12 protein-coding genes and 2 riboswitches are annotated in these 12,275 nt (G+C 40.2%); of the genes, 4 read left to right on the forward strand and 8 right to left on the reverse strand.

Annotated features, from left to right (window positions below; translation table 11 throughout):
• Nucleotides 1-36 precede the first annotated feature (36 nt).
• Nucleotides 37-123, reverse strand: a riboswitch (cyclic di-GMP riboswitch).
• A gap of 669 nt (nucleotides 124-792) precedes the next feature.
• Nucleotides 793-879: riboswitch (cyclic di-GMP riboswitch) on the reverse strand.
• 124 nt (nucleotides 880-1,003) lie between these two features.
• Together TY16_RS06645 and TY16_RS06650 are read right to left on the reverse strand one after the other, a co-directional pair.
• Nucleotides 1,004-1,351, reverse strand: a complete 348-nt coding sequence (locus tag TY16_RS06645) for a PilZ domain-containing protein (protein ID WP_043931036.1) — start codon at nucleotides 1,349-1,351, stop codon at nucleotides 1,004-1,006.
• Nucleotides 1,352-1,618: 267 nt separating this feature from the next.
• Nucleotides 1,619-1,960, reverse strand: a complete 342-nt coding sequence (locus TY16_RS06650; RefSeq protein WP_043931038.1) for a hypothetical protein — start codon at nucleotides 1,958-1,960, stop codon at nucleotides 1,619-1,621.
• Nucleotides 1,961-2,294: 334 nt separating this feature from the next.
• On the opposite strand from TY16_RS06650, the gene TY16_RS06655 reads away from it, so the two are divergent.
• Nucleotides 2,295-3,323 carry a PTS transporter subunit IIC gene (locus TY16_RS06655; RefSeq protein WP_043931039.1) on the forward strand — a complete coding sequence of 343 codons (1,029 nt, stop codon included), beginning with the start codon at nucleotides 2,295-2,297 and terminating at the stop codon, nucleotides 3,321-3,323.
• A gap of 134 nt (nucleotides 3,324-3,457) precedes the next feature.
• On the opposite strand, the gene TY16_RS06660 is transcribed toward TY16_RS06655, so the two are convergent.
• Nucleotides 3,458-3,898, reverse strand: a complete 441-nt coding sequence (locus tag TY16_RS06660; protein ID WP_043931041.1) for a GyrI-like domain-containing protein — start codon at nucleotides 3,896-3,898, stop codon at nucleotides 3,458-3,460.
• Between the two features lie 143 nt (nucleotides 3,899-4,041).
• Between TY16_RS06660 and TY16_RS06665 the strand changes: the two genes are divergently transcribed.
• The 3 genes from TY16_RS06665 (at nucleotide 4,042) to TY16_RS27260 (ending at nucleotide 6,769) form a co-directional block, all read left to right on the forward strand.
• Nucleotides 4,042-4,494: an HIT family protein gene (locus TY16_RS06665; protein ID WP_081772910.1), complete on the forward strand. Its 453-nt coding sequence runs from the start codon at nucleotides 4,042-4,044 to the stop codon at nucleotides 4,492-4,494.
• On the forward strand, nucleotides 4,487-5,302 hold the full coding sequence (locus TY16_RS06670; protein WP_043931043.1) for a protein phosphatase 2C domain-containing protein: 816 nt from the start codon (nucleotides 4,487-4,489) through the stop codon (nucleotides 5,300-5,302). The genes TY16_RS06665 and TY16_RS06670 overlap by 8 nt, the downstream gene beginning before the upstream one ends.
• 201 nt (nucleotides 5,303-5,503) lie before the next feature.
• Nucleotides 5,504-6,769, forward strand: a complete 1,266-nt coding sequence (locus tag TY16_RS27260; protein ID WP_043931044.1) for an ATP-binding protein — start codon at nucleotides 5,504-5,506, stop codon at nucleotides 6,767-6,769.
• A gap of 114 nt (nucleotides 6,770-6,883) precedes the next feature.
• Here TY16_RS27260 and TY16_RS06680 read toward each other — a convergent pair whose 3' ends face one another.
• From TY16_RS06680 to TY16_RS06700, 5 genes are all read right to left on the reverse strand, one after another.
• Nucleotides 6,884-8,830, reverse strand: a complete 1,947-nt coding sequence (locus TY16_RS06680; RefSeq protein ID WP_043931045.1) for an FtsX-like permease family protein — start codon at nucleotides 8,828-8,830, stop codon at nucleotides 6,884-6,886.
• Nucleotides 8,820-9,584 carry an ABC transporter ATP-binding protein gene (locus TY16_RS06685; RefSeq protein ID WP_043931046.1) on the reverse strand — a complete coding sequence of 255 codons (765 nt, stop codon included), beginning with the start codon at nucleotides 9,582-9,584 and terminating at the stop codon, nucleotides 8,820-8,822. Before TY16_RS06685 ends, TY16_RS06680 begins: the two co-directional genes overlap by 11 nt.
• Nucleotides 9,585-9,786: 202 nt before the next feature.
• Nucleotides 9,787-10,803, reverse strand: coding sequence for a sensor histidine kinase (locus tag TY16_RS06690; RefSeq protein WP_231505575.1), 1,017 nt, complete (start codon nucleotides 10,801-10,803; stop codon nucleotides 9,787-9,789).
• Between the two features lie 2 nt (nucleotides 10,804-10,805).
• On the reverse strand, nucleotides 10,806-11,504 hold the full coding sequence (locus tag TY16_RS06695; protein ID WP_043931049.1) for a response regulator transcription factor: 699 nt from the start codon (nucleotides 11,502-11,504) through the stop codon (nucleotides 10,806-10,808).
• 38 nt (nucleotides 11,505-11,542) lie between these two features.
• Complete coding sequence (locus TY16_RS06700) at nucleotides 11,543-12,235, reverse strand: peptidase E (RefSeq protein ID WP_043931050.1); 693 nt, start codon at nucleotides 12,233-12,235, stop codon at nucleotides 11,543-11,545.
• Between the last annotated feature and the right edge of the window lie 40 nt (nucleotides 12,236-12,275).

Here is a 12,275-nt window from a genome sequence, read left to right on the forward strand (position 1 = left end):
AAAGGACTTGAACAAATTAGCCACCCCTTTAAGGAAAACGGCAGTCCAGCCATCATAGTGCTTCAGCACCTTAGACCTGTGACTTTGCGCCCGTAATTTTCACTACGTTTGCCTTTATCAATTTATCAGAATAGTTAAATTTTACTACGAACAGAAGAGACAAGCACTCTTTTTCATTCGTAAAATATCGACAAAATGCCTAGATGTTTGCAAATACTGGTACTTACTTCCTATTCCTGGATGTACAATCCTATTCAAAGTGTCGATATTTGACAACGATGAGCAACGGTTCCCTAAGGTCACCCAGTTTTCACAACTCCTTTTTTGTGATAGAACAGATTTAGGTTCCTTATCTTTTTATTGGGGAAAAGAAGATTCTGCGCAAGTTATTCCTATGGCATAAAAAGCACAGCCAATAAGGCTGCCTGCCGTAAACTCTAAAATATAGTTTCTTTTCCATTAAAAAAACCCGCCTGGCCATACCAAGCGGGTTTCCAAACAAAATTAATAGACAGTTACTTTTGTAGCTTCGGTAGCAAACCCGGCCCTGTCATTTGCCGAAACATATAGAGCGTTTTTTTACTTTGGAATATATACTTTGTACTTTCCGTATTATGGCGTCTGGCATTTCCTGCAGACAAAAAAAATAGCGTTATTACACGCTATAGAATAATCAAAGAGGCCGTTTCTTTCCGCATCTTACACATTGATTCGTATAGTAACTGTATTTATGCTTGCGACGAAGAAAACATATAATGGATTTAAACATGGAAACCCACTCCCTTACATGTGTACGGCAGTCCAGCCATCATAGTGCTTCAGCACCTTAGACCCGTGACTTTGCGTCCTTGGTTTTCACCAAGTTTGCCTTTGTCTATTACTTTCATTTTACTACTAGCTGGCACCTACAATTTATGGCAATTTCGACAAAAACAGAACAGTTTTTAAAAAAAGTTAATAAATTTTCTAAAAAAAAGAACAGGGACCTTATCCCCGCTCCATATCAATCGACAATCCCTTGTTCATGGTTGAAAAAGTGGCTGAAACTTACCCCATATTCATAAAAATCATTAATCAACGCCCGTTTCCGGACAATTTTTCCATAAAGGATCACGTTTTTACCACTCAATTCAAACGGTATTTTATAGACTGTTAAATAATTTATATCCAGATTTCGTTTACTTGCTATTCTTAAGCCACCAGCGCTTATGTCGATCACGTAGATGTCAATATTTTCTTCCTTATTCAATTTATAATCGGCCGGCAATGTCGCCAATTTCATAACTGTTTTAACAGGCTCCTGAAATGCAACTCTTTTAAACTGCCTGCGGCTTATCAAGTTAGCATGCACCCACATTCACCTCTGCCGTTCTTAAAGAATAAGACTACGAAAAAATAATACCATAAATTTACACCTACTGTGAATATAACAAATGCTAAAACCTTCTTTTTTGAAAAAATCGGTCGACGCTCAAAGAGCACTTTCTATAAGGTGTACCTACGCGCTGAATCTCCATACAAAACAAAAAAACAGAGGCTTCCCCCTGTTCGAAAACTCCTAATATATCGCTACAAAGGGCCTTTTTACGGTACCGTCTGTCCCACCCAGCAACCGGGACTACCAAATCAGAATTTCATCATCGATTCGCAGCATCGCTGATTCAAGCCCCAACTCTTCATCCTGGTTCAAGGGAATTTCAAGCCTGTCATCATTATCAAAAACGAGCTTGATTTTCCACTCCTCCATTTCAGACCGCTTCACCTGGTGACTGATAAATGAACACAATGAATCCCGATAACCAGGAGTAGAATGATCAAACTCTCTTCCACATACAATCGACTTCGGCAATGAATAGGCGGTAAGCGTTCCGCACTTTCTATCCCCTTCAAAATACAACTGTAAATAATCCCGGATAAAAATTACCGAACTAACCTCTGAATTCTCCAAATCACGAATCATCTCTGATTCCTCCCCAAACATGGTCTAGTTAGTTTATAGTTTCCCCTCCCCCAAATCATCAATCGCTATAATAGTGAACAATTTGCGACAAAAACATATACAACAAGCTCAAAACTTACATTTATAGTAACAGAAGAACAAAAAAACAATAAATGAAAGCGTTTTAAAGCTTTCTGAATAAATAAAAATTATTGACACAATTTTTAAAAAGTTATACTATTATAACAATTATCAAATAAATTATAGTAGCTCTTATTACTAGGTATAATGTTTGGCCACTTTTAAGGGTAAAATTCAGAAAATTTGATAAACAAACTCGGGAGGCAGTAACATCATGAAACCATCAACAAAAAAATATTTGATTGACCGGATGTATAAAGCTTCACAAGGACTAGCCAATGCAGTCCTGGTTACACTCGGAATTGGCCTGCTTATAGAGTCTCTAGGAACCTTTACTGGCTGGGAAGGGTTCAATCAAATTGGAAAAGCAACACAGCTTATGCTAGCTCCGGCACTTGGCGCGGGAATCGCCTACCAGCTTGGCGGCAATACACTAGTGATTTTCAGCGCGATGGCTTCAAGTACTATAGGTGCCCAAGCCGTAAAACTTACTGAAGACGGCGGGGTAACACTCGTTACCGGGCAGCCGCTCAGTGCTGTATTGGCCGCAATTATCGCTACATGGGTAGGAAAGAGAGTAATGGGAAAAACAAAGCTCGATATGATGGCAATTCCATTTTCCGCTGTATTTGTCGGAGGTGTCTCGGGAGTATTCCTGGCAGCGATTACGACTCCGTTTATTAACTGGCTAAGTGCGCAAATTGCAACATCCGTTGAAGGATCGCCGATTATTGGTCCGATGGTCATTTCGCTTGTTTGGAGCATTTTCCTTATGTCACCAGCATCCTCCGCGGCGATTGCTGTTGCACTTCAGCTTGACCCTGTATCCAGCGCGGCGGCATTAATTGGCTGTACCGTACAGTTTGCAGCATTTACGGCAATGTCATATAAACAAAACGATGTTGGCGCAAATATTGCTCAATCACTGATTACACCAAAGGTTCAATTCCCTAACCTAGTGAAAAATCCTCGATTGGCGATTCCGCCATTTATCGCGGCCGTTATTTGCGCGCCGATTGCTACTGTAATTTTTGATTTTAAAGTACCTTATGCGCTCGCCGGGCTCGGTTTGAATTCCTTGATAGCGCCAATCAACATCTTGGCGGAACAAGGCCCAATTGTCCTGGCAATCTATATTGCGGTTGGAATTATCCTGCCAATCATTATTTCACTATCGATCTATAAACTTATCAGCCTAAAAGGATGGACAAAAGCAACTGACTTGAAGATGGAACTGCAATAGACAACTTGAAAATTAGGTTCGGTTCTCGTTTGCCAGAAGACAAACAAGCACTTGTCCCTAATTCATGAAAAAGACTAAACCAATCCCTGGTTTAGTTTTTTTTGAATCTGCCTAGCTATTGTAGATTTGAGCTTTTAATCTTGAATTGGCAAGTAAATTTGTACTTCCTCTTCTCCATCTCCCATAGGATGATATGTCTCGACAATATAAGAATCAAGATCTCTTTGATAACCCTGTTCTTTTGCCCAGTTCAATAAATTAGAATGAAGTTCTCTTAGATTAGAGATATTCCCTCTCGTGGTTATGTAACTTGTTTTAGTTTCAACATAATTCATTCCTGAAGGCACTTCTTCTAATTTTTCACTCACAATTAATCCCACTAAATAATGGCCTATCCTATGCTCCTCATTCTTTTTAGGCTCATATAATGCAATTTCGGTTTCTGTTTTATTCAGGATTTCGTTTGATCGGCTCAGTAGCTGTTTTGCAAGCAAGGGTATTTCCTTTCCAAAATTATCAAACTCCCCACTACCTTTTATCCCAACAATCTTAAATTCTTTTTCAACCATCATCATCGATAAATTCACGTCTCCTATCCTCAATAGATTCCAAAGTGTTCTAAATATTTATTACAGGGTAAATAATATTTAGAAAATTATACCATATTACCTTCTATTATATTATAATATTGGAAATATTTTAAAAGAGGTGAATTTCTTTGGCCGATTGCTTTATTTGTAAAAAACACGCTGGTACTATCCCAACTTCAGGAGTAACGATTTACGAAGACGAATATGTATATGTTGGCCACATTGATAGAAATGGAAATCCCAATTATTTAGGCCATATTATGATTGACTTAAAACGACACGCTCCAACACTTGGGGATATGACTATGATAGAAGCAAAGGCTTTTGGGATGATTATCGCAAGAGTAAGTAAGGCACTATTGGTCAGCGAAAATGCTGAACACATCTATTCTTATGTTTTGGGTGATGCTGTTCCCCATCTTCATATGCACCTGGTTCCTCGTTATCCGAACACACCTAAAGAATATTGGGGACCAAATGCAGTTTACGATTGGGAAGAGGCTCCTATGGGCGACAATAGCGATGTTAGTAAACTTTGTAATCGCATTAAAACGTTCCTAGAGAATAATCGACATGAATAATTTCTTCGAAGATTTCAGTTGGGTTGGCAGCCAGGAAAATTTCGTTGATCAGCCAGATGTTCTTCAGCTTAGCCATATTGTAGTGGGACGTTATGGTGGTAATTCATTTGCAGGACAGGATAAGAATGAAGATGGTTGTTTCGTATGCTTGAATGAAAAGGAAGATTGGGAATTCGTCATTCTCCTTGACGCTCATAATACATCAGAGAGTGCAAAACTAATTTTAGACCAATTCGCTCTTAAAAAGTCCCAGATTAGAGATCTATTATCCTTACAGACAAACCATGAAACTTTCAAAAAGTTGGAAGATACGATATTAGATATGTATCAATCTGAAGAGTTCTTATCCCTTTGCCGAAAAGTGACAGGAGAAACTGCTTGTTTAATTGTGGTAAGGAAAGATAAGTATGTGTGGTGGTTTTCGGTCGGTGACTGTATTCTTTATTTATTTCATCAAGAATTAGCTGCACTGGGTCAGTATCAGTTAAATCAAAGACAATTTTATGAATGGATAGGACAAGTCAATACTTTTGAGCAAGAAGTTCCTTGTTACACTGTTGGGATAAGGGAATTAAGACAAGGAGAAAATCGTCTTTTCCTTACCACTGATGGTTTAATTGAATGCCCAAATGAACCATATTCAAACCCAATAACCATTTACAATGCGTTCAATAACCTTAATGACCCCGAGAGTACCATTCTGTCAATGTTAAAAAACATAAAGAATCATAATGTCAGAGATAGCACTACGGTGGTCTCATGGACAGTTACTATTTCAAAGGGTAGCACCAGACCAAGCAATCAGTAGATAAGTGTTAAAGGAGATATGGAAGGAATCTCCTTTACACTTTTTTAATTTCCCCTAACAAAACTCATCACAAGCAATCCACTACAATTAAATTTTCTCTTACATAACAACAAAGAGTATAATTTTGTATTAGAGAATTCCCTTCTTCAATATAAGAACCTTTTTTAAAAGAAAATATGCTAGTAAGGAGCACCGGATTTAATGGTAAATGTGACAATAAATCTCTTAATCAATCTGTTAGTCATTCTTTTAGGCATTATCATTCATCAAATTTGGAGGGAAAGCAATCCAAATAGCAGATACGCCCATAAACGCTCAATTTTACTTGTTTCAAGTATAGTAATGATAATATGTATGTCCTTTTCTATTTATCAAATTGCAGGGATTCAGTATGATTTACGCCGGATTCCTTTTTGGTTCGGCATTTTATATGGCGGTCCTTTAACAGGCCTTATCCTTACTATTCTTGGAATCATAGTAAGGTTAATTCAAGGGGGACCAGGTGTATTCATATCCATATCCATTTTTATCATACTCTTCGTTTTAACCGTATTTATATCTCCATTCTATTTCCGCTTGTCCTCAAAATTAAAAATCGTAATGGGGGTTGCTATAAATATTCTGTTTTCCTTGATATTTCTAATAGCAAGTTCCAGCTTTCAAAAACATTTGTTCCATCTTGGTATTTGGCTTGATTATATGTTATTTAATGCCTTTGGAATTATCCTGGTATGCTGTATGTTTGAAATGATTCATAGGAATTATTTAGTGAGGAGAAAAATTATCCAGGCGGAAAAAATGGACGTCCTAAGCCAGTTGGCCGCGGCTGTGAACCATGAGATTAAAAATCCATTAACAACTACCAGGGGAGTACTTCAGTTGTTGAAGGATGATCCAGACCTTCTCCACGAAAAGAAGGAATATTTTCTTCAATTAGCGCTGGATGAGATTGATAAGGTGGATAAGGTTGTAACTGATTATTTAACATTTGCAAAGCCATATACAGATAAAAGCGGTAAATTTAAATTAGAATGTGCCCTTTCCAATTCATTTGACCTGATAAGCCCGCTTGCTTCCAGCAGGAATACTCAAATAAAAACGCATAATATCCCGTCATGCACCATTCCTGGTAACCTTGAGCAGTTTACCCAAGCCCTGGTCAATATTTTTAATAATAGTATTGAAGCCAATAGCAGCTTGATTGAGATTTATTGTGAAGTTACAGATACCGCTTGCAAAATTACAATAGAAGATAACGGGAAAGGGATAGAGGATGAACAACTGAAAAATTTAGGATTGCCCTTCTATTCAAATTCCTTAGAGGGAACCGGTCTTGGAATGATGGTAGTATACAGAATTATTGAGAACTTGGGCGGAAACATCGAGGTTAAGAGTACTAAACATATAGGTACGAAAGTGAAAATAACTCTTCCGATAACTATCCCTGCGAAAAATCCTGGCTCATGAGGTTATTCATACCGAAATTGCTTCACTAGCTTGCCCATTTCCGCTTTTTGGCTATTTATAAAATAATCTCGGCTAGTGGCATCCCAATGTGCCGCTAGCCGAGGTTTAAAGTTGTTATATTAAGTACTTCATCATCTTATTCCTTAAATAGAAGAAGTAGATACTTTGGATGGTTAGATAAATAAATGAAATCATAAAAAAGTGATACAACATGTCTAAGTTATTCATAATTCCTCCAACATCTTCAGACAAGATAACCACGTAAAGGGCAGCCAATACGGTTCCAATCACGGTTGGAATAAAGAAGATTGTGATCAGTTCACTTGAGATATTCCTCTTTACTTCCTTCAAAGCCATTCCTATTTTATACAGCTTTCTGTATTTGGCTTTTTCCTCCTCAATCTCTGAAAAAAGGTTGAGGTACAGGAGAATGAATGTACCAAAGAAGAACATGATGCTTAAAAAGGTGGTCACGAAAAATATCATGCCATTGGAGTTCCTCTTGTTGCTGTAATCGCCTACCTTGGAGGCGACCTGGAGCAGTTCCTCTTCGGTTGTATACTCTATGCGCGTATCCTCAATCGGCGCTGTGCTTCGATTGTACTCAGCAAACTTGTTTTTCAGTTTTTCTACAGCAGATGCGGTTGCCTTCCAGTCAGCCATATTGATTAAATGGAGATTATATTCATACGCATTCAACGATTCAGTCAGAAATTCAAATTCGTTTTGGCTCACAACGATAAATTCATGCGCATTTGGCAATGGGTTAATCGTCTTTTGAACAACTTTCTCTTTAAAGTCATACTCTGCCTTTTCGTTGCCAATGGTTAGCTGAAGGGATTGGTTAACATCGACATCCCCATATTGGGGCTCCATATTTAAATAGAGGAGATATTCATCATCCTTCAGTGTCGCAGAACGAGATGTTAAGGTGGTGAAGTCATCGAGTCCCATTATAGAAAAGGGTTCAAATCCCTCAGCATATGGATGTTTTTGAAAGTGCGAAAGTATCGGTACAACGATATGTTCTTCAATGGGATGCTCGGGCTGGTTAAGCACAGCATCCAGCTCTTCCTCAGGCAGGTTATTTTTTGTTTCATTCTGGTAAAAGGCCACATCATAAGGATTGCTGCTGACGGCATCCTTTTCGGAGGACTTATAGAACGTTAGCAGTAATGTACTGTAAAAAATCGTAATCATAGTCATGATCGAAACAAGCGTGATAATCGATGTCAGCTGTTTAAATTTGTAATCAAGACTTGTAAAAAACAGCATCCTCGGATAGTAAAAGCCCGGTATTTTCTTAGCGGCTGCAATTAGGAAGCTGGTAAACTGGTTTAGCGTAATATATAGACCCCCAAAAACGCCGATTGTCCAAAGCGGCAAAAACCCGTCTGATGAATTCTGATAATTAACATACATGGTTAGTAAGGAGCCGACCAAGACCACCAGCCCAAATAAGCCGATGATGGGACTTCTCAGTTTTATCGTTTCAGAAACCCTGTTGCTCTTCATGCTTAGCAGCACACTGCTTTTTAGCGTAAGAAAGAGCGAGTTCCCTACTGCTAGTAAAAAAACCGCCAAAAACACGCCAAGTGTGTACAGGAACATTTTGCCGCTTATATGGAATGAAACATCCTCAATCCCGACACGGTTCATTAACATCATGAAAAACAGTCTCGAGAATACAGACCCGGCCAGTATACCGGTTGCAATCGAAGAGGCCGCAATAACCCCATTCTCCAAAATGAGCAATCTCATAATATCGCGTTTGGACATGCCCAACGTCATGAAAAGCCCAAACTCACTTCTTCTTCTTTTCATAAAAATAGTGTGAGCCATTGCAATAAAGAAAATGGTAAAAACAATCAGGGCAACCCCTGGAATCGCCAGGGCATCCTGGATTCCGTCGAGCTTTCTTGCCTTCTCAACCTGGGAGTTGAAATAAACGGTTGAGTACATAAAGAAAAACATAACGGCAAAGCTGTTGCACAAATAATAGAAAATGTACTTTTTGTAGTTGGCCTTGGCCATCTTCCAAATGACTCCATTAAATGTCATGGGTTTTGCCTCCCAGGACAGCCAGGTTATCCATGATTTGATTCAGGAACTCCTTCCTGCTGCCTTTTTTTACAATTGTCGAGTAAATGAGTCCGTCTTTGATAAAAACAACCTTCTGGCAGTAGCTGGCGGCAAACACATCATGGGTCACGAGCAGCACCGTAGTGGAAAGTTCGGTAACAATTTTTTCAAAAAGCTCCATGATGACTGCGGATGATTTGGAATCCAGATTCCCGGTTGGCTCGTCAGCAAAGAGAATCGCCGGTTCATTCACAAGAGCCCGGCTTACAGCGGTCCGCTGCTGCTGGCCGCCGGAAATGGTATAAGGATATTTTGACAGAATTGGTTCGATTTCAAAAAGCTTCGCCAGTTCGCCGAGCTTCTCCTCCATTTCGGCTGCATTCTTTTTCTCAAGCACCATTGGGAGAAGGATGTTTTCTTTTACCGTTAAGCTGTCCAGCAGATTGAAGTCCTGAAACACATACCCGAGCTTTTTCCTGCGAAAAAGAGCAAGGTCGTCTCCTTTCATCTCGCCTATTTCCTTGCCCGAGATAACAACCTCCCCCGAAGCGGGCTGATCAATTCCGCTCAGAACATTCAGCAGAGTGGTTTTTCCGCTCCCCGAGGGACCCATAACGGCAATGAACTCCCCTTCCTTAACTGACAGGCTCACCCCGTCCAATGCAGTCGTCGAGCCTTCTCCACTTGACCCTCCGTATATTTTTACAATATCTTTCACATCTAAAATAACCATAAATTTTCCTCCCGTCGTTCGGCTACCATCATTTTAAGATAACCGCAGAAACGCAACCATCGGAAACACTAAGAGATACCTTACATTTTTGTAAGGTATCCCGTGAAATTTGGAATCTAGACAGCCCATTGAAATTATTGGTTTCCACGCCCGCTGTGGCACATACTTGCGTGAAACAAGAAAAACCGGGAGTGACAGGCACCTAACCGGTTCCCGCTAAATACCCGATTGTGACGGCGGTCCCTTTAGACGGTTCAGACTCAATGGTTATGGCGGCACCAAGCTTTTCGGCAATTTTCTTGCTCAGATACAAACCAATTCCGGTGGAGCTCGAGTGGGTCCTTCCGTTATCTCCCGTAAAAAAGGGCTGGAATACCCGCTCAAGGTCATACGCTGGAATACCAATTCCTTCATCCTTTACGGTTAAGCTGACATGCTTACCGGTCTTTTCTATTTGCAGGATGAGCTTTTTGCTCCCAGGTTTGGGAGTGGAATACTTGATTGCGTTTGAAATAATCTGTTCCAGTAAAATCTCGTTCCACTTTGGGTCTGCCGCAATCATCGCTCTCTCGCCTTCGAATTCGATGGACGGGTAAATAGATTGATAGATACATTCTTTTTTTCTGTCGTTTATCATTTTTCGCAAGGTAGGGAGCAAATCGACCGACTTCACCTCAAGATCGTTTTCAAAGCCCTCCATCCTGATCATCGTAAGACCCTGCTGGATAGAAGTATGGAGCCGATTATTCTCCTGCCTTATTTTTTCAAAAATATCAGCGTTGTCCTGAGCTTGATTTCCTTTGTTCGTAAGAAGCTCGATTACCGACACAGGCGTTTTTAAATGGTGCAGCCAGTGGGATAGAAAATAGAGCCGCTCTTTATTTTGTTCCTTCATTTCATTGTTTTTCCGGGTGTATTGACCGGTCATTTTATGTATTAATTTCTGAAAGGCCTTCTGTTCTTCCGTATGCGGCTGCAGCTCCGTATCCTGATTCATCAGCATAAGAACGATCGCCCGGTTGGCGGGGTAGTAGCGTAGCCAGTCAATGGCGAGGCATGCTGCTAATAAAAAAACGGCAATCGAAACGGGATAGAAAATCTCCGTGTTGGAGGGCTCACTTAGATGGAAAAAGGTAATGATGGCGGCCACGCCGGCCAGGTAAAGAATGATGGTTGGTAGTTTGTCTTTTAAGAAATTTATAAAGATTACTTTTTGCATCATCAATCCCTCATGGATACAGAATCGGAAAGTCTGTACCCGATTCCTCTTTTGCTTTTTACCACGTGACTGGTCCCCAGATCTGACAGCAAATGCCTGATTCTTGTCATATTCACTGTGAGCGTGTTGTCATCCACAAAGGTGACCGAATCCCACACTTCTTCAATCAGCTCTTCTCTGGACACGAACTCATCGTTGTGCTCCATCAATTTTTTCAGCAGTTTGTATTCGTTTTTCGATAACTCGACCTGATTACGTCCATAAGTTAAAGTAAGTGCCTTGGCATCAATGCACAATGAACCACAACATACGGTATTCGTGTCCTTGGCTGCGTATTCTCCGTAAACCCTTCGGATAGAGGCCTTTACTTTGGATTGCAAAATTTCAAACGTAAAAGGCTTGGTAATATAATCATCTGCCCCTAACTCAATGGCCATAACCTGGTCCATCTCATGGCTCCTCGCCGAAACCACCAGAATCGGGACATTAGACTGCTTGCGAAAGCTCCTGCACAAATAATACCCATCGTAGTAAGGCAGGTTAATATCCAGCAGGACAAGGTCGGGATTCACCCTGTCAAATGTTTCCTCTATTTTTGAAAAATGTTCCGGTAGATGCACTTCATAGCCATACCGCTCCAGATTTTCCTTCATTAATTCGCACAGCTGAGGGTCATCCTCAATAAGCAAAATTTTGTACACAACCGTTCTCCCTTTTACATTAAAATCTGCTGTCTCGGTCAACCAAGATATTCGGTTTCCAGTTCAGTCTCTTGGATTTCTTTGTCCATATACACTTTATATGCCTTAGCGTTAGGTCTTGAGCTCACGATTTTATGGATTTCCTCGCCAATGTAATGGATTGCTACTCCATCATCTGCCGCGATCCCGGGCTTTAACATATGTCTTGATATAAACGATTGATAAGCAGGCCTTCTATTCGATTCCCCATCATAATGTGGGCAATTGCTTCCCGGTAAAAATCCTAAAGCATCTAACGGTTCGAGTCCGTCTCCATATGAATCCGTAACACCTTCTTCAAACCAGCAAATAGAACCTGCACTGACTCCGGATAGAATGATACCTTGTTCCCAAGCCTTTCTGAAAATATGATCGAGGCCCCATTCTCTCCATAGCACCAATAAATTTTTCGTATTCCCGCCGCCGACAAAAATAATGTCTTTATCCAATACGAACCCCTCTAAATCCCTTGTTGGCGGATTGAATAACGATAAATGAGACGTTTCACATTCAAGATTTCCAAAATAACGATAGAACCGTGATGTATACCCATCTGCATCACCGCTGGCTGTAGGCACAAAACAAATTTTCGGCTTAATTTTATGAGATTGCTTTAAAATATATTGATCTAGTAATGGATTCTCCGGCTCCATAGAAAAGCCCCCACCACCAAGAGCGATAATTTGCTTCATGTAATCATCCCTATCTTAAATTTAACTACACTGCATTCCT

It is taken from the genome of Bacillus sp. EB01, assembly GCF_000613125.1.
Taxonomy (GTDB): Bacteria; Bacillota; Bacilli; order Bacillales; family Cytobacillaceae; genus Bacillus_D.

Bases quoted from the DNA above. Each gene is read 5' to 3' on its own strand.
- TY16_RS06680 (WP_043931045.1), bottom strand. From the start codon at position 8,830: ATGACATTTAATGGAGTCATTTGGAAGATGGCCAAGGCCAACTACAAA.
- TY16_RS27260 (WP_043931044.1), top strand. From the start codon at position 5,504: ATGGTAAATGTGACAATAAATCTCTTAATCAATCTGTTAGTCATTCTT.
- TY16_RS06700 (WP_043931050.1), bottom strand. From the start codon at position 12,235: ATGAAGCAAATTATCGCTCTTGGTGGTGGGGGCTTTTCTATGGAGCCG.
- TY16_RS06650 (WP_043931038.1), bottom strand. From the start codon at position 1,960: ATGATTCGTGATTTGGAGAATTCAGAGGTTAGTTCGGTAATTTTTATC.
- TY16_RS06655 (WP_043931039.1), top strand. From the start codon at position 2,295: ATGAAACCATCAACAAAAAAATATTTGATTGACCGGATGTATAAAGCT.
- TY16_RS06685 (WP_043931046.1), bottom strand. From the start codon at position 9,584: ATGGTTATTTTAGATGTGAAAGATATTGTAAAAATATACGGAGGGTCA.
- TY16_RS06690 (WP_231505575.1), bottom strand. From the start codon at position 10,803: ATGCAAAAAGTAATCTTTATAAATTTCTTAAAAGACAAACTACCAACC.
- TY16_RS06670 (WP_043931043.1), top strand. From the start codon at position 4,487: ATGAATAATTTCTTCGAAGATTTCAGTTGGGTTGGCAGCCAGGAAAAT.
- TY16_RS06660 (WP_043931041.1), bottom strand. From the start codon at position 3,898: ATGATGATGGTTGAAAAAGAATTTAAGATTGTTGGGATAAAAGGTAGT.